Genomic DNA, 16778 nt, shown 5'->3' with positions numbered 1-16778 from the left:
CTGTCGCTGCTGATGGCTCCGACCGCCTCCACGGCAACACCGTCGCAGCCGATGGTTCCGACCGCCTGAAAGGCAACACCATCGCCTAAGCCCTTCGCTTCACCGCAACACCCACAAAAAGCCCGGCCTGATCAGCCGGGCTTTTTCGTGCACGATTTCGCCATCGCCACCAATCACTGAAGGAGCGAGCATGCTCGCGATGGACGTCAACGATGACGCTGGCGGCCTGATATTCCGCGGTGTTCTCACGTTCATCGCGAGCGTGCTCGCTCCTACAGGAACGGGTGCTCATTGAGGACGGCTATACACCTCCCGCCCCGCAAAATACGTCTTGAGCACCTGCGTACCCGCCAGCTCCGTCTCGGGCGCGGTGAACACATCGCGGTCGACGATGATCATGTCCGCCTGCTTGCCGGGCACCAGTGAACCGATCTGCTTTTCCAGGCCAATGGTTTTCGCCGCATTGAGCGTGTAGGCGTAGAACATGGTTTCGCGATCGATCGCTTCGGCCGCGTTCAGCACGCCCTTCGGACCTTTGCGGCTGATGGCTTGGCCGATGGCTTTCCAGGGCTCTGGCGTGGAAACAGGCCAGTCGCTGGCACCGGAAATGGTCGCGCCGTTCTTGAGCAGCGAGCGGGCCGGATACATGAACTGGAATTGCATGGCGTTGATGTACGGCTGCAGCAGGTCGATGCTCAGCTCGTCCGCCGAAGCCCAGTAAAGCTGCATCGAGGCGATGACATTGAGCGGCTTGAAGCGAGTGAATTCCTTGGGATTGACCATTTGCAGGTGGGTGATGGAGTGGGCGACGTTGTTGTTCCCTTCGCGGCGAGCCTGTTCGATGCCGTTGAGGGATTCACGCACGGCTCGGTCACCGATGGCATGCACGTGCACCAGCCAGCCGCGAGCATCGGCTGCGCCCACCAGTTCGCCGAAGTGTGCAGGGTCGATCAGCAGCTCCCCGCCCTTGAGCGAGTTTTTATAGGGCGATAACAGCGACGCGGTTTGTGCGGGAAACTCCGCGACGCCATCGGCAAACACCTTGATACCGGGCAGGCTGAGGTTGTCGACGCCGGCAAATTGCTTGCGCACCTGCTCCATGACCTCAAGGTCAGCGGGCTTGCTCTTGGGATTGACCACCATCAGCGCGGCCACGTGCAAACCCAGTTCACCCTTGTCGGCCAGGGCTTTGTAGGCCGGCAGTACGCCGACGTTTTTCACCGTGGGCTTGAAGTCGAACAGCGCATCGCCAGGCACCGCGTTGGCCGCCGGGTCCATCAGCGCGGTCACGCCCAGGCTGTGGTAGAGATCGCGGGCGGCTTCGGCGGCGCCCACCAATTGTTCGAGGCTGGCCGGTGGCAGTTGCGACATCACCGCCGACAGGCCGGCGTCGGCGACAAAACCGTTCGGCGTGTTGTCCGGGTGGTGGCCGATGGTCGCCACTGCCTCCCCGGTCAGCGCCTTGACCCGCGCAGCATCGATGCCCGCGCGTTTGAGCAACGCCTTGTTGGCCCAGCCGGTGTGGTAATCCCAGCCGAGAAACAGGACCGGCGTGTCTTTCCATTCACCCTGGTTGAAGCGCTTTTCGAACTCCGCCACCTCGCTCCAGTAGGTCGAGGGCGTGCCGCTGACGCTCAGGATGTCGCCGTGCCGAGCCTTGCCATTGTCGCGCCATTCGCGCAGACGTTGCTCCAGCTCGTCGAACGGCAGCATTTGCGTTTCAAGGTCGGCGGACTTGAGTTTGACCCCGCCAAACACCGCATGACTGTGGGTGTCGATGAAGCCGGGCATCAGCACCTTGCCCTGCAAATCGATGACGTCAGTGCCGGGCTCCTTCAGCGCCATCACCTCGGCGTCGCTGCCCACTTTGACGACCTTTCCGTTCTCCACGGCGACGGCCTGTTGCAGTCCTTTGCCCTGCTGCGCCGTGAAGACTTTGCCGTTATGCAAAATCAAGTCGGTCGTCGCCATGCTTTCCATTGAGGAAAGACCAATGGCCACGGCCAATGCCGACAGGAATACTCGCTTCATCGTCCCGCACCTTTTTCTTGTTGGAATGGCCGGAGACTAGCGAAGTACGTGACGGTGCAGAATACTCACCCCACGCAACTCATACTTTCCAGACAGGAAACACTGAATGGACCAGCTCAGCGCCATCGCCATGTTTGTCGAGACCGCCGACCAGGGCAGCTTCACCCGGGCCGCCTCGCAATTGGGCAAGACCACCTCGGCGCTGACCCGCGCCATCACCCACCTTGAAGAAGAGTTGGGCACGCGCCTGTTCGAGCGCTCCACGCGGCGAATCGCCCTGACCGAAGCCGGGGAAATTTTCCTCGCCAGTTCCAGGCAGGTGCTTACGCAATTGGAGCAGGCCCGGGAAGACATCGATCAGCTGCAGCGCGAGATGTACGGCCTGTTGCGCATCACCGCCCCGCCCTCCTTCGCGCCGGCCTTTCTCAATGCGGTGTGCTGTCGCTTTCTGGAGCTGTATCCGCAGATGCGCCTGGACGTGGTGTTGACCGATGAATTCGTCGACCTCGCCGAAGGCCGCTTCGACCTGGCCGTGCGCGACGGCCCGGTGGAGCTGCCCGACCTGATCACCCGCCCCCTGACCGCCAACCGCATCCTCCTGTGCGCCAGCCCCCAATACCTGCAACGCAACCCGCTGCCCGTGCAGCCGGACACCTTCGCTCAACACGACTGGTTGCTGTTCCGCCATCCGGCCCTGAACCCGCATTTCTGGTGGATCGAACACAACGGCGAACGCCAGCGCATCCCGCAGCCGGTACCGCGCCTGAGCAGCGACAACTACGATTTACTGTTCAGCGCGCTGCTGGCTGGCCGGGGTTTGCAGTTCTGCCCGCAATGGAGCGCCGCGCCGTACATCAGGCGCGGCGAACTGGTGCACCTGCTGCCCGAAGCCGACCTCGATCCGGAGCAGTTCGGCCGAAAGATTCATGTGATTTACCCGGCGCACCGGCGGCATACGCGCAAGCATCAGGCGTTTATCCAGTGCCTGAATGAGTATCTGGATGAGCGGGAGTTACATTGATTCACGCCCCTCTTCACAGCAGGAACGAGCTTGCACGCGATGCAGGCCCAGACACCGCGGGAAATCAGGAAGCCCACATCATCGTTGACGACCACCGGAAGCCAGGTAGTCCGGATCCCGTTTTGCTAATCCTGAACTCGATCCATGTAGCAACTGGCGAAGCCTGCGTTCGACTGCTACAAGGATCGCGTTCTGGCTCAACGGACTGAACTTAAGGTTTGCCCAACTCAGTCAATGTACTCCCCCACCACCTCGACAATCCGCCGAGCAATGTGCTCGACATGCGTCTCCAGTGCAAAGTGCCCGGTATCCAGCAACTCCACCACAGCATTCGGATTGTCGCGCTTGTAGGCCTCAGCCCCCGGCGGGATGAAGAACGGATCGCCTTTGCCCCAGATCGCCAGCGTCGGCACCTTCGTATCACGGAAGAACTGCTGGAACGCCGGATACAGCTTCAGGTTGTTCTGGTAGTCGAAAAACAGGTCCAGCTGAATGTCCTTGTTACCCGGCCGCTCCAGCAGCAGCGCATCCAGATAGTAAGCCTCGGGGGCGATGAGATCAGGATTGCTCACCCCTTCCACATACTGCCAGCGAGTGCCTTCCAGATGCAGGATGGCATCCTTGATCACCTGCCGATTGGCCGGCGACGGGTCTGCCCAGTACTGGCGGATCGGCGCCCAGGCCTCCCCCAGACCTTCAAGATAGGCGTTGCCGTTCTGCGAAACGATCGCGCTCACCCGCTCCGGATAGGCCAGCGCCAGGCGCAGGCCGGTGGGCGCGCCGTAGTCGAAGAAGTACATCGCATAACGCTTGAGCTCCAGCACATCGACAAACTGACGAATCGTCTCGCCGATGGCATCGAAGGTGTAACGGTAATTGCGCTGCGCCGGAACCTCGGTGAAGCCGAAACCCGGCAGATCCGGTGCGATCAGCCGGTACTTGTCCGCCAGCAGCGGGATCAGGTCACGGAACTGGTGCGACGAGCTGGGGAATCCGTGCAACAGCAACAGCACCGGTGCATCCGCAGCGCCCGCTTCGCGATAGAAAACCTTCACGCCATCGGCTTCGACGGACTTGTAGGCAACCTGGGTGTGTTGAGAAATGGTCATGGCTAAGCCCTCATGTAACTTGTTAAATTAATTTTTGCCGGTTACTGATTTCCATTCTGCACGGGATTTGTAACTAGTCAAATGCTTTTTATCGGTTACACTCTGCACATCGACTCATCGGAAATTGTCATGACCACCTCCCCCATCGAACTGCCCGCCCCGCTGATACTCGCCGACCACCCGGCGCTGGACCTGTTGAACACTCAAATGATGGTCGACGGCCAGCGCCGCGATCTGCTGACCAGTGATGCCGATGCGGCGCAGTGGCTGGAGCAGATCGGCTTTGGACCGGCGGATGAAATGAAGGTGGGTGACGGGCAATTGCTCGCCCGGTTGCGCACGTTGCGCGACTGCATCGAAGACCTGCTCGCCGCTCGCCGGGAGAATCGTGTGGCGGATCCGGCGACACTCAATGGCTTTCTGATGCAAGCGGTGCCGCAACTGGTCTGGGAAGAAACGGGCGCCCCGTTGCTCGATCGCTTCCGCCAGGCTGACGCCACCCACCAGCGCCTTGGCCGCCTGGCCTACAACGCCGCCGAACTACTGGCCGAAGGCGATTTCAACCTCGTGCGTAAATGCGAAAGCGCGGACTGTTCACTGATGTTTTACGACCGCACCAAGTCGCACAAACGGCGCTGGTGCAGCATGGCGTTGTGCGGAAACCGGCATAAGGTCGCCGAGTTCCGCAAGCGGCGTCAGGGCGGTGCGTCATGAACTTGTAGAGATCAATTGCCAGCTTTAGCGCTCAAAAGTCTCAAAATCGGAGATGTTCATGACCACCTCACCCCTTCAGCTGGACTGGCTGAGTCGCCTGCTGGACATGATGACTGTAAGAGGTCGGCTGGAAATCCGTTGTGCGTACGGAGCCCCTTGGCAAGTAGCCTATGAAGACTCGGAACCGGGAGAGATGCCCTACCACGTGATATTGCGGGGTACAGCCACTTTGCAAACGCCGGGCATGAGTATCCCCCGGCGATTACAGGCAGGTGATGTCGTGGTGGTGCTCGATGGATCTCGGCATGTGCTCAACGACGGGAGTGGAGAAATCCCTGCGCAAGCAATTCACCGTAATGAGCTCAATCTGGTGGTTAGCGAGAACGCCGGTACCCGAGAGCGACTGGAGATGCTGTGTGGCCGTTTCGTGATCACACCGCCCCATGATCGCTTCATCCGTGAATACTTGCCCGGAACCCTGATTGTCCGCACATCGAACCCGGCACACTCGCCTGACACTCAGACCGCTGCGCAACTGGCCAGCCTTCTGAACTTGATGAGGGCAGAATCCATCGCTGCGAGCCTGGGCGGCAACGCCATGCTCAACGCTTTGTCCGCCGCGCTGCTGACGATGACATTGCGGCTGGCCAGCGAGTCTGCGGATACGCCGACCGGCTTGTTGGCGATGGCTGCATATCCGAGGCTCGCTCCCGCATTGACTGCTATTTTCAACGACCCTGCTCACCCGTGGACACTCCCTGAGCTGGCGAACCTGTGCAACATGTCCCGGGCAACCCTTATCCGCCACTTCCAGGAAAAGGTCGGCAAATCGGCGAGTGCTATTTTGACTGACCTGCGAATGACCATTGCGGCGAATGAACTGACCTCCACGACGTTGCCGACCGAGGTCGTCGCCGAGAGGGTGGGTTATCAATCGGTTGCTGCGTTTCGACGCGCTTTCGCTCAGCGCATGGGCATGACACCGGGGGATATGCGTCGATCAAATCAGGGATGAAACCCCGCGTCCGCTCTATGCGGGAATGACTGAACCAGGTGCGTATAACGATTCGCACCTGGTTCAGGTCATGGCTGGCATGGTGAAAGGCTGGCGCAAACTCAAACGGCTTTTACTTCTCCCCCATCCATGCGCAGAGCGGACCCCGTTATCCAGCGTGCGGAAGGGGAAACCAGAAAGGCCAAAAGGTCTGCAATCTCTTCAGGTTCTCCGAATCTGGATATTCCGGCATTTTGCGGAAACCTGATCAGCGCCTCCTCGACACTCATGCCATTGGCAGACGCCCACCTCTGCACAAATGATCGTCTGCGCCCTGTCATCACCGGCCCCGGCATCACACTGTTCACCTGGACGCCGTCTTCAATTCCACGATCCGCGAAAGCCTTGGCCAGAGCCACAATGGCTGCATTGATGGCCGCCACGGCGGCGTACCCGGATTTGGGTACCTGCGCCGAGTTGCCGGACATCATGACCACCGCACCTGCGGATGCCTTCAAAGCCGGCCACGCAGCCAGCGTAAACCGTCGCGCGCCGTGCAGCTTGAGCTCGGTCGCCTGGTCCCATTGGTCGTCAGTCATCTCGAACAGATCGATTTGAGGTACTGCACCGGCGATATTCAGCAGGGCGTCGATTCTGCCGAACTTCGCCATCACTTGATCTATCACCACCTTCGGCACACCTGGTGCGGCGATATCGGCATCGATGATCAGCGACTCGGCCCCTGTCTCGTGAACGAACCTTGCGGTTTCCTCGAGGTTTTCACGATGCCTCGCCACCAGCACTATCGCTTCGAAGTCCTTCGCCAACCGGATCGCAGTCGCGCGACCGATTCCCTGACTTGCACCTGTGACAATCGCAACGGACTTCGCCATGGAAGCCTCCTGATTCGAGTAATGTGAAGGGAATTCAGTCGACGACAACGACCATTTTGCCGGCCGCTTCGTTTGCTTCCATGACGCGATGAGCCTCATGAATCTCCTCAAAGCTGAAGATCCGGGTCGGTTTGACATCGAGCCGCCCGGCCTCCGCTTCTTGCGCAATCGCCTGCAACGGCACATCAGATAACGGGAAACCTTCAGTTCCGAAAACGAAGCTGCCGAAGAATGTGAGATAGACGCCACTGGACATCTGCAGCAGCGGATTGAAGTCCGCGATCGGATCAAGCCCGCCCAGCCATCCTGCGAGACACACGCGGCCACCGCGACGCACGATCGCCAGAGAATCGATCACCGTGCTGTTACCCACCAGATCAAGTACCGAATCGAAGGTTTTCGCGCCCTCGATTCGGGTCGACAATTGCGGCCCCTCCAACTCAACGGCCCAAGCGCCAAGAGCTTTCAGCATCTGCGCGCGTTTTTCACTACGGGTCGTGGCAACCACCCGGACGCCCGCATTCACCGCCAGCTTCAAAGCTGCCTGCCCGAAAGACGATGTTGCGCCGCGAATGAGCAGTGTCTGGCCCTTCTCGATTTCCAGGTTGCGGAAAAGACATGTCCACGCCGTCGCATAGGTTTCCGGGATTGCGGCCAGTTCCGCCCAGGGCAACTCGGCATTGATCAATGCGACGTTGGAAACCGGCGCTCGCGTGTATTGCGCATAACTGCCGTTGATCGTACGACCCAGACCGCCCATCAGCGCGGCGACCTTCGCACCGATCGGGAATTCGCCGCCGGGACATGACTTCACGATGCCCACGCATTCAATTCCGCTGACAGGCGCCGATTCCGCCCATTCACCACGGCGCATGTGCATTTCAGCGTGATTGATTCCAAACGCCTTGATCTGGATGACCACGAAACCATCCTGAGCCACCGGCTCAGGGATGTTCCGGTAAACCAGACTGTCCAGGCCGCCGAATTTTTCTAGAACGATCGCTTTCATGAGGTGCTCCTGATGGGCCGTGAAGGCCTGTTCGAATTCATTTCGTCGCCAGAGGAAACCGCCACGACTATCCATCTGCGATAGCGTGGCGGCGCCCAAAAAGTAACCTGCCTGATTCCGCTTATGAGGTTATTAACGGTTGAGTAACTTGTCAAACATATTTTTACCGGTTACCATTTTTGCCAGCTTTGTAATGGCGGAGAGTCCAATGCGTACCCACTTGAGCGAACCGGCTATCTTCATCGCAGATGCCCCGGCGCTGGATTTCCTCAATTCAATTGCGACCCCGATCGACGAAATCGTTGACTGGATTGGCGATGCCGACGGATTGCTGGACTGGCTGGAACAGTCGGGGTGGGTAAGCCGGCAAACGCTGGAGGGCGTCGCGCAAAGTGCCATGCCTGGTGAGCTGGATGGCGTCGCTGCACAAGCGAGGGCGTTGCGGGGTTGGTTCAGAGCATTCGTTCTCAAGCATCAGGGAACACCGCTGACCCCTGAGGTCATGGACGAGTTAGCGACGCTTAACCGTTTGCTTGAAAGAGACGACGGCTTTACGCAGATCACCCTCGCCAACCAGGGTCCCGCCAGCCTGCAGCTTCAGCCGCTTCGACGCTGGAAAACACCTGAATCCCTGCTGCTGCCGATCGGTGAAGTGCTGGCAAAATTCATCTGCGAGGAAGACTTTGCCGATGTCAAAAGCTGCGAGGGTGCCGGTTGTACGCTGATGTTCGTAGACCATACCCGAGGTAAAAAGCGTCGCTGGTGCAGCATGGCGGTGTGTGGAAATCGCGCCAAGGCCGCAGCGCATCGCCAGCGCAAGAAACTTCTGTGAATTCCTCGGCGGCATCTGACTGGGTCTTTGGTATCCGCTTGCCGGATGCCTGTCGATGCCGCGCCTCAAATTAACCTTTTTGATTCAATCAAAAAGGTTACTCGAAGCATTCTACCTTTGAATCAATTGTCCTGACTCTCCCAGCGCGAGGCGAGTTGGGCGACTCTTTTCGTTTCGAAAGTATCCAACCTTCACGATTGGAACTTTTGAGCATTATTACGAGATCATAACGACTTACAGGTATCAATCGCTCTTCATATGATGGCTTCAACGACGAAACACTCATCAATGGAGCTACCCATGTTGCATATCCAGCTTTTCGCAAGCGAAGGCGCCCATAGCGCCGGACACTCATCCGTGCCGATGGGGAAAACATCATGAACTACCTCATCGATCTACTCGGTCGCTCGGTACTGCTCAAGCGCGACCTGGACTATCACCTGCTTCGCGCCGCCATGGTCGTCATCTTTGTCTGGTTCGGTTACGACAAATGGTTCGTGGCAGAAATTACCGACTTGCTTCCGCTGATCACCAACGGCCCACTCATTTCGTGGACGATTCCGGTCTTGGGCGTCAAGGGCACCAGCATCTTCCTGGGGACGGCGGAATGGACTTTCGGCTTGCTGATTTTTCTGGGTTTCTGGAACAAGAAGCTTGGAGTTCTCGGCGCTCTGGGTTCTTGCGCAACCTTCATGGGGACCATCACGATCATGCCGTTCGCGCCAGGTGCCTGGCACGAAGGCGCCGGTGGTTTCCCTGCCATGACAATCGTATCGGCCTTCCTTTTGAAGGATCTCGTATTGCTGGTGGTTTCCGTCTATCTGCTCAAACAGGACGTGGCCCGATTGATCATGGTTGCTGCTGTGAAACGACACTGATACCGGCCTATGGAGCGTCTCACGGGCGCTCCTCTGTCAAGACGATCTGCATTAAACGCAATACGCTCGGCAGCCAGTGCCGTGCAGGCAAAGACAACAATGACGTCACCCCCAAACACCAACAGGGGCTGCTCAATAACCTTTGTCATCACACCATTGGAAGCCTTGATCATGAAAACCCTGAACCTCGAAAACCACGCAACTCAAAAGCTCGTCGACCACTCGACCCTCGGTAGCCAAATCACCGCGCTGGGCACCTACGGTATCTACCTGGCCCTGGCCGTTATCTACTTCTGGTTCGGCGGCATGAAGTTCACCCACTACGAAGCCATGGGCCTGGTGCCGCTGGTGAGCAACAGTCCTTTGCTGGGTTGGGTTTATGACCTGTTCAGTGTCGATACCTTCTCGGCCCTGCTGGGTGTTCTGGAAGTCTCGATCGGGTTGCTGATCGCCGCGCGCCTGCTGTCGCCCAAGCTCTCCCTGATCGGTGGTGCGCTGTCCGCCGGGTTGTTCTTTACCACCTTGAGCTTCATGTTCTCGACGCCGGGGGTGATCGAGCCGGGCCTCGGCTTCCCGGGGATTTCGGTGGCGCCGGGCCAGTTCCTGCTCAAGGACATCGGGCTGCTGGCCGCCTCGATCTTTGTTGCCGGTCACTCGTTGTCTGCACTGGAAACCCGATAAGCCGAAGCACTTGATATGGCCTGACGAAGTCGATGTAACTCAGGCCATCTCCCTTTCTTTCATCCAATCCCGCGGGCTGTACCCGGTCTTTCGCCGAAATGCCCGCGCCAGCGCCGATGGACTTTCATAACCGACCTCAGTGGCGATCAGCGCAATCGGTCGCCCTTCACGCAGACGCTTCTGCGCCAGGCTGATCCGCCAACTCAACAGATAATCCGCAGGCGTCTGCCCGATCACCGTGCGGAAATGCACGGCATAGGCGGCACGGGACATGTTCGAGGCACGGGCCAGCTCTTCGATCGACCAGCCGTGCTGAGGCGTGTCGTGCATCTGCATCAGCGAACGCGCCAGCCGCGCATCGGCGAGCCCGGCCATCATGCCGGTGTGCAACTGGTGGTGATCGAGCAGATGGCGGAACAGCAGGACGATCAATAGCTCGAACAGGCGATTGAGCGCCACCTCCCTGCCGCAGTGCACTTCGGCTGCCTCGGCGAACATCCACTTCAACACGTCGGCCAGCAGCGGCAACTCATCCAGCGAAAGCACCAGACAATCGGGCAGCGAAGCCGTCAACGGGTTATCGACGCCGCCCTCGAACTCCATGGACGCACACAACAGTTGAGCGCCCTCGGGATTACCACCCAACAGGTGATGGCGGCTGGGCCGTGGAAGAAAAATCAGGCTGGGCCGGGTCAGCAAAATTTCCTTGCGATCAGTTCCCCGCAAAGTGACGGAACCGGCCTGCAGCAGATGAATATGCCCCAGCTGATCCGCCCCGCCGTACGACGCCTTGCCGCAAAGCCTGTCGTTGTAGAACAGGCTTGCGCGCACACCGAACTGCGACAGCAACGTGGACAGGCGATCCATGGAAAATCTCTTGGCGAAGTGGAAATGCATCGATCATAGCACCGGCGATTTGCGCACTATCGGACGCCTACAGGGCTGGAGTTGCCCACGACCACGCCATCCACCGTTTGCCCGTAGAAGCACTGCTCCCCGTGATGAAACGCATTGGCCGTGCTGGTCAGATTGCCGTTGAACCGCGGATCCTGCGGGCGTTGCTGGCTGTTGATCCAGGCGGCTACGTCCCAGGCCTGTTGTGGTTCGAGCTGGACGGATTTGCCCAGCGGCATGTTCTCGAAGATGAATTGCGCAGCGGTGTTGATCCGGTGCATGCCGGCGCCCAAGTTGTAGGAGTCATCGCCCCAGAGTGCCGGCATCACCGGTACGCCGGCCATCGCGGTGCCCTCGCCGTTTGCGCCATGACAGATGGCGCAGTGTTGCGTGTACACCTGTCGCCCGCGATCAGGCGACGGCGGTGACGGTGGTGCGGGAATGGTGGCAAAGCCCCGGCCCGGCATGTTCTGACGATCCGCCTGCTGCGCGATCGGCGCTGGCAGCGAGAGTGACTGGCCGTTGCCGCCCAACTGCAGTTGCTGGTCGCTCAGCTCCGGGACGGGGGCGTCAGGCTTGCCGGCCTTGTCGAGCAACCCGCCCATCAGCAGCCAGTACGAATAGGCGGACAGCGCCACCACTTCCGGCGAATCCAGGGCCGGTGCCTTGCCGTTCATCGAGTAGTTGAAACAGCCCTGAATCCGTTCGGCGAAGGTATCGATGCGATTGTCTTTGGCGCGGAAGGATGGATAGGCGAGATAGGCCGCCCACAAGGGCGCCGACCAGGCTTTTGCGCCGTTGCCCAGATGGCAATTGGCGCAGTTGAGCTGGTTGGCGACGTAGCGGCCTTTGAGTTGCTGGGTGTTGACGAACAGCTCGTAGCCTCGACGCACCTTGTCGCCGAAATCGCCTTTTGGGACGGTTGTCAGCGCTCGTGGTGTGAAGTCCAAAGGCGCCTTGGGCTGAGTCTGGAGTTCCACGCTCATGTCCGGTTGTGCGGCCATGCCCTGCCTAGGAAAGGCCAGCCAGGACAAGGCCAGGCACACCGCCATCGAACCTCGCCATGAAGTCATCGGCTTGTGCTCCTTATCGAATCCCGGAGAGATAACTGGCCAGCGCATCGATATCGCCCGCGCTCAACTTGCGGGCGACGTTGCCCATCAGGTCGTCGGGGTCGCCGCTGCGTTGCCGGCTTTGCCAGGCCAGGAGCTGTTCCTTCAGATAGGCCGCCTGTTGCCCGGCGAGCCGGGGAAACGCACCGCCGCCAACCGCGGAGGGGCCATGACAGCTGTAGCAGGCGGGAAGATCGCGCTGCAGGTCGCCCTGGTAGTAAAGCTGTTCTGCGGGCGTGGTTGCGATCTGCTCGCCACGCAATTGAAGCCTGGGCGTCGTGCCCAGACTGGCAAAATAGGCGGCGACCTGATTGCGTAATGTCGCATCGCTGTAGCCTTGGGCAATGGCCGACATCACCGGATTGCTGCGCCGGCCGGCGATGAAGTTTTCGATCTGGGCGCTGATGTAAGAGGCCGAAAGCCCGGCAAGCATCGGCGCCTGAGGCGTCCCTTCACCGGTGGCGCCATGGCAGGCAACACAGGCCTGAGCCTGTGGCGGCATCTCCACAGCGCTCGCCTGCACCACCATCCACGCGCCCAACAGCACGATGACCTTGGCAATCGGCATATCGCCTCTCCAATCACGAGGGAACCCTCACCAACTGTAGAAGCAATACCCGCAAACAACACAAAACCCCTGTGGTGGCGATCATGCAGAAAGTCCGCACTGACCTATAGTGAATCTTCCGCAAATGCAATTAACCAGCATTTACGTTCTCACTCACGCAGCGCGGCATGGAGGTTAGTTCTATGAATGCAAAGCAGGTGTCAGTCCTTACCCTCGCAATACTGGCCAGCTCAAGCGTACTGGCCGCAAAAGCGCCCACCAAACCTGTCGATAAATGGACGTGCGGAGATTTCCTGGAGATCGATGAGAAATATCAACCCAATGCAGTGTTCTTTGCCGAAGGGTTCACCAAGGCAGGCAAACCGGTCGATGCCGTGATGGACGTCGATGGCACACTTACAGTGACCCCGCGGGTCATCGAAGCGTGCACTCAAAATGCCCAGGGGTCATTCGTCGATACGCTCAACAAAGCGAAAGCCAATTAGTCGATGTGAACAACTGTAGGAGCGAGCTTGCTCGCGATGGTCGTCAACGATAACGCGGGGTACCTGATGCCCCGCGGAGCTTCTGCATCCATCGCGAGCAAGCTCGCTCCTACAGTTCGACTTAGCTCGACTCGCCACCGCCAGTCGCACCCGACAGCCAGCCCCAGACAAAGGACAGCGTCGTACGCCCCTCAACATCAACCCCGACCGCGCCACGGGACCAACCGGCGAGCATTTCACCCTCGGTGGTCAGGCAATGAAAAAGCAGCTCGATGCTCTCCGGCCCCGTCACCCGCCCGACCTGATGCCCCATACGAATCCGGCCGCCCTCGTATGAACTCGAAATGGCATTTCCTTCGACACGATAATGGAATACCGTGCCTGCCCCGGACAGCCCCTGAGGGTTGCCCGCGACAGTGAATCGGCGGTTGTTCAAACGTTCGCAGACTTGCGAGAAGGGAGTGTCCATTGGTGCTGCTTCCTTGTGTGGAGAGGTTCCATTTCAGCCGTCGATCCTGTCATGTTTTTCGCTCAAAGACTTCCGTTCGTTGATCCCAAAAATGGACTTGCCCCAAACCGCTTTCCCCATGGAGCTTTACCGATGTCCGAACACCGCATCCGCGCCCTCGCCCTGTGTATTTTTCACCATCGCGGAAAAATCCTGGTCAACGAGTTTTACGACGAAGTGAATCAACAGACCCTCTACCGCCCCATCGGTGGCGGCATCGAGTTTGGCGAGCGAAGCGCCGAAGCAATCGTCAGGGAAGTGCAGGAAGAGCTGGACCAGTCGATTCACGACCTCCGCCTGCTGGGCACGCTGGAAAGTCTCTTCACCTACGCGGGAAAGCCGGGGCATGAAATCGTGCAGGTTTACGACGCCAAGTTCGACGACGAGGGTGTCTACGAAATCCGGCAGATTGTGGGTCACGAAAGCAACGGCGCACCCTTTCATGCCAAATGGTGCGAGAGCTCGGACTTCAGCCCCACTTCCCCGCTGGTGCCTGAAGGCCTGCACGAATTGCTCAAGGCGCTTTCGTTGCTGAAGTAAAACATTCTTCAGGTCAGCCAGATCGATGTTGGATGTGCCGGCCCCTTCGCGGGCAAGCCCGCTCCCACAGGTTCTTGTGTCGATCACAAAACCCGCGAACCACACAAAACACTGTAGGAGCGAGGCTTGCCCGCGAATGCGTCAGGACAGTCAACATCAATGTTGGATGTGCCGGCCTCTTCGCGGGCAAGCCCAGCTCCTACAGGTTCTTGTGTCGATCACAGAACTCGCAAACACCCCCGAACCCTGTGGGAGCGTGGCTTGCCCGCGAAAGCGTCAGATCAGCCGGCATCAATGTTGGATGTGCCGACCTCTTCGCGGCAAGCCCGCTCCCACAGAGACGGCTCAATACCTGCAGGTGACCGCCAAGGCCGGACGATTGGGCACTCAGATGCCATAATCAAGGTCCTTTCATATCAGAGCCGCATGAATGACCGTCGAAAGCTACGATCAACTCGCGATTTTCTCGGCTGTGGCTCAAGAGCGTAGCTTCACGCGCGCCGCTGCCCGCCTGGGCATGTCGCAACCGGCGTTGAGCCGGGCCATGCGTCAACTGGAGGAGCGACTGGGGGTTCGGTTGCTGGCTCGCACCACACGCAGTGTTTCCCCCACCGAAGCGGGAGAACATCTGCTCAAGGTGATCGCTCCCAGGTTTGAAGAAATCGACACCGAACTGGCCTTGCTCAGCGAGTTCCGCGACAAACCGGCGGGCAAATTGCGCATCACCGCCGGTGAGCATTCGGCGATCACGGTCCTGCATCCGGTGCTTGCGAAACTGCTGCCGGACAATCCCGATCTCAAGATCGAAATCATCGTCGACTACGGCTTTACCGACATCGTGGCCGAGGGTTTCGACGCAGGTGTACGCCTGGGCGAACAGGTGGCCAAGGATATGATTGCCAAGCGCATCGGCCCTGACATGCGCATGGCGGTGGTGGGGTCTCCGGCCTATTTTGGCCGGTATCCGAAGCCGGTCATTCCAAGTGATCTCATGGCGCATAACTGCATAACCCTGCGTATGCCGACACACGGCAGCCTCTATCTCTGGGAGTTCGAGAAAGGCGGACAGGAACTGAAGGTGCGGATCGAAGGCCAGCTGGTGTTCAACAACATCGCCATGCGCCTGGAAGCCACTCTTCAAGGGCTGGGGCTGGCGTTCATGCCGGAGGACCTGGTCGAGGAACATGTGGCGCAAGGTCGCCTGATTCGCGTGCTGGAAGACTGGTGCGAACCCTTCTCTGGCTACCACCTCTATTATCCGAGCCGGCGCCAGAGTTCTCCGGCCTTCACGTTACTGCGCGAATCCCTGCGTTATCCGGGTTGATTGGCCTGCACGGTGTCCAGCGCTTCGCCTGCACGCTTGGCCGCAGCGGTATCGCCCTGCTCGGCCAGCACCTGAATCAGTTGGCGCAACTGCGCAACCGTCAAGCCGACCCGCAGGCTGGCCGCCATGTGCGAACGCAGTTGTGACTCGACGCCGGGCGTGGCGGCCAGCGCGGCGACAGTAGCCAGTTCGCGACTCTGCCAGTCCAGGTTATCGCGCTCGAAGATGTCGCCGAACAGGTGCGTCTGCAGGTACTGATTGATCACCGGTACGAAGTCGAACAGCGGCCCCTGGACCGGCGCACCCGCAATGCGTGTCTGGTTCGCCCTGCCCGCCGCCAGCAGTTCGTTTCCGACAGGAACAACGCGACCCGGCTCACGCCCCGGATCGTCCTGGACACCGCGCTGCTTGCGTGCCTCGACCACTTTCATCAACTCGCCAAGTGCATTGAGACTGCGAGGAAAACCGCTGTAGGCGTAGAGCTGCACGAGGATTTCCTTCGCCTCGCTGACACTCAGCCCCGCATCCAGTCCCTGGTTCAACGCCGCATTGAGCACCGGCATGTTGCTGGTGGCCATGGCGGCAGCAATTGACGGGATCGCCCGCTGCTTCGCGGACAGTGTTTGCGAAACCGGTGGCGCAACAGCTGGGGTCGACGTGCCACGAGCGTTGTACTGCTCATCGGTGACCTTTTCCAGCCAGTTCACGTTCTTGCCATCCACCGTGCCCGTCACGGCCAGGTGCGTCATGGCGCTCGCCGGGGCGGCGCCATGCCAGTGCTTGACGCCCGGCGGGCAGACGATCACGTCGCCCGGATGGATTTCCTGCACAGGCTTGCCCCATTCCTGGATCAGACCTAGGCCGGACGTCACCACCAACCGCTGTCCTGCGGGATGGGTGTGCCAGGCCGAACGCGCACCCGGTTCGAAGCTGACGTAAGCGCCGGAAGCATTGATCTCGTCCGAGGCGGGAAACAGCGGGTCGACGCGTACACGCCCGGTGAAATAATCCGCCGGCCCTGCCATCGATGCCTGGCTGCCGGCTCGGCTGATCTGCTGTTCGGTGCGGCGAGATTCATCGGCACTGCCTGCACCGGCGGCGTCGGCAAAGGGCGCTGCGGCGCAGACCGCGATGCCTATCAAGGTGTTTTTCATGAGGAGATATCCGTTCAAGTCAGAGCATTCT

Annotated in this window: 18 protein-coding genes; 9 read left to right on the top strand and 9 right to left on the bottom strand. The window is 59.6% G+C overall.

Annotated features, from left to right (window positions below; translation table 11 throughout):
- Positions 1–288 precede the first annotated feature (288 nt).
- Complete coding sequence (locus tag ACW9JE_RS10710; RefSeq protein WP_457432726.1) at positions 289–2031, bottom strand: amidohydrolase; 1743 nt, start codon at positions 2029–2031, stop codon at positions 289–291.
- A gap of 106 nt (positions 2032–2137) precedes the next feature.
- Here ACW9JE_RS10710 and ACW9JE_RS10705 point away from each other — a divergent pair, with 106 nt between their 5' ends.
- Complete coding sequence (locus ACW9JE_RS10705; protein WP_457432725.1) at positions 2138–3052, top strand: LysR family transcriptional regulator; 915 nt, start codon at positions 2138–2140, stop codon at positions 3050–3052.
- A gap of 227 nt (positions 3053–3279) precedes the next feature.
- On the opposite strand, the gene ACW9JE_RS10700 is transcribed toward ACW9JE_RS10705, so the two are convergent.
- On the bottom strand, positions 3280–4161 hold the full coding sequence (locus ACW9JE_RS10700; RefSeq protein WP_457432724.1) for an alpha/beta fold hydrolase: 882 nt from the start codon (positions 4159–4161) through the stop codon (positions 3280–3282).
- Positions 4162–4290: 129 nt separating this feature from the next.
- Between ACW9JE_RS10700 and ACW9JE_RS10695 the strand changes: the two genes are divergently transcribed.
- On the top strand, positions 4291–4875 hold the full coding sequence (locus ACW9JE_RS10695) for a CGNR zinc finger domain-containing protein (RefSeq protein ID WP_457432723.1): 585 nt from the start codon (positions 4291–4293) through the stop codon (positions 4873–4875).
- 58 nt (positions 4876–4933) lie between these two features.
- Positions 4934–5890: a cupin domain-containing protein gene (locus ACW9JE_RS10690; RefSeq protein WP_457432722.1), complete on the top strand. Its 957-nt coding sequence runs from the start codon at positions 4934–4936 to the stop codon at positions 5888–5890.
- A gap of 101 nt (positions 5891–5991) precedes the next feature.
- On the opposite strand, the gene ACW9JE_RS10685 is transcribed toward ACW9JE_RS10690, so the two are convergent.
- Together ACW9JE_RS10685 and ACW9JE_RS10680 are read right to left on the bottom strand one after the other, a co-directional pair.
- Positions 5992–6762 (bottom strand): SDR family oxidoreductase, encoded by a 771-nt coding sequence (locus ACW9JE_RS10685; RefSeq protein WP_457432721.1) that lies wholly within the window; start codon positions 6760–6762, stop codon positions 5992–5994.
- A gap of 34 nt (positions 6763–6796) precedes the next feature.
- Positions 6797–7771, bottom strand: a complete 975-nt coding sequence (locus ACW9JE_RS10680; RefSeq protein ID WP_224533066.1) for a zinc-binding alcohol dehydrogenase family protein — start codon at positions 7769–7771, stop codon at positions 6797–6799.
- A 139-nt stretch (positions 7772–7910) separates the two neighbouring features.
- On the opposite strand from ACW9JE_RS10680, the gene ACW9JE_RS10675 reads away from it, so the two are divergent.
- From ACW9JE_RS10675 to ACW9JE_RS10665, 3 genes are all read left to right on the top strand, one after another.
- A complete protein-coding gene (locus tag ACW9JE_RS10675) occupies positions 7911–8603 on the top strand; it encodes a CGNR zinc finger domain-containing protein (RefSeq protein WP_457432720.1) in 693 nt (230 codons plus the stop codon).
- Between the two features lie 377 nt (positions 8604–8980).
- A complete protein-coding gene (locus ACW9JE_RS10670; protein WP_224533068.1) occupies positions 8981–9481 on the top strand; it encodes a YkgB family protein in 501 nt (166 codons plus the stop codon).
- A 171-nt stretch (positions 9482–9652) separates the two neighbouring features.
- Positions 9653–10162 (top strand): YkgB family protein, encoded by a 510-nt coding sequence (locus tag ACW9JE_RS10665; RefSeq protein ID WP_457432719.1) that lies wholly within the window; start codon positions 9653–9655, stop codon positions 10160–10162.
- Positions 10163–10201: 39 nt separating this feature from the next.
- Here ACW9JE_RS10665 and ACW9JE_RS10660 read toward each other — a convergent pair whose 3' ends face one another.
- From ACW9JE_RS10660 to ACW9JE_RS10650, 3 genes are read right to left on the bottom strand one after another with little or no spacing between them, the layout of a single operon-like run.
- The gene (locus ACW9JE_RS10660) at positions 10202–11029 is read right to left on the bottom strand and encodes a cupin domain-containing protein (protein WP_457432718.1); all 828 of its coding nucleotides are present in this window, start codon (positions 11027–11029) and stop codon (positions 10202–10204) included.
- A 56-nt stretch (positions 11030–11085) separates the two neighbouring features.
- The gene (locus ACW9JE_RS10655) at positions 11086–12108 is read right to left on the bottom strand and encodes a c-type cytochrome (protein ID WP_457432728.1); all 1023 of its coding nucleotides are present in this window, start codon (positions 12106–12108) and stop codon (positions 11086–11088) included.
- A 34-nt stretch (positions 12109–12142) separates the two neighbouring features.
- Positions 12143–12736: a c-type cytochrome gene (locus ACW9JE_RS10650; protein WP_457432717.1), complete on the bottom strand. Its 594-nt coding sequence runs from the start codon at positions 12734–12736 to the stop codon at positions 12143–12145.
- 182 nt (positions 12737–12918) lie between these two features.
- On the opposite strand from ACW9JE_RS10650, the gene hdeA reads away from it, so the two are divergent.
- Positions 12919–13221, top strand: coding sequence for an acid-activated periplasmic chaperone HdeA (hdeA, locus tag ACW9JE_RS10645; RefSeq protein ID WP_457432716.1), 303 nt, complete (start codon positions 12919–12921; stop codon positions 13219–13221).
- Positions 13222–13342: 121 nt separating this feature from the next.
- Here hdeA and ACW9JE_RS10640 read toward each other — a convergent pair whose 3' ends face one another.
- Positions 13343–13690, bottom strand: coding sequence for a hypothetical protein (locus ACW9JE_RS10640; protein ID WP_457432715.1), 348 nt, complete (start codon positions 13688–13690; stop codon positions 13343–13345).
- 132 nt (positions 13691–13822) lie between these two features.
- Here ACW9JE_RS10640 and ACW9JE_RS10635 point away from each other — a divergent pair, with 132 nt between their 5' ends.
- Both ACW9JE_RS10635 and ACW9JE_RS10630 read left to right on the top strand, forming a co-directional pair.
- Positions 13823–14269, top strand: a complete 447-nt coding sequence (locus tag ACW9JE_RS10635; RefSeq protein ID WP_457432714.1) for an NUDIX hydrolase — start codon at positions 13823–13825, stop codon at positions 14267–14269.
- A 430-nt stretch (positions 14270–14699) separates the two neighbouring features.
- Positions 14700–15593 carry a LysR family transcriptional regulator gene (locus ACW9JE_RS10630; RefSeq protein ID WP_457432713.1) on the top strand — a complete coding sequence of 298 codons (894 nt, stop codon included), beginning with the start codon at positions 14700–14702 and terminating at the stop codon, positions 15591–15593.
- Here ACW9JE_RS10630 and ACW9JE_RS10625 read toward each other — a convergent pair.
- The gene (locus ACW9JE_RS10625) at positions 15581–16747 is read right to left on the bottom strand and encodes a (R)-mandelonitrile lyase (RefSeq protein WP_224533076.1); all 1167 of its coding nucleotides are present in this window, start codon (positions 16745–16747) and stop codon (positions 15581–15583) included. The genes ACW9JE_RS10630 and ACW9JE_RS10625 overlap by 13 nt on opposite strands.
- Between the last annotated feature and the right edge of the window lie 31 nt (positions 16748–16778).

Source organism: Pseudomonas sp. SDO55104_S430, from assembly GCF_054070595.1.
This window is presented reverse-complemented; position numbering and strand designations above follow the sequence as displayed.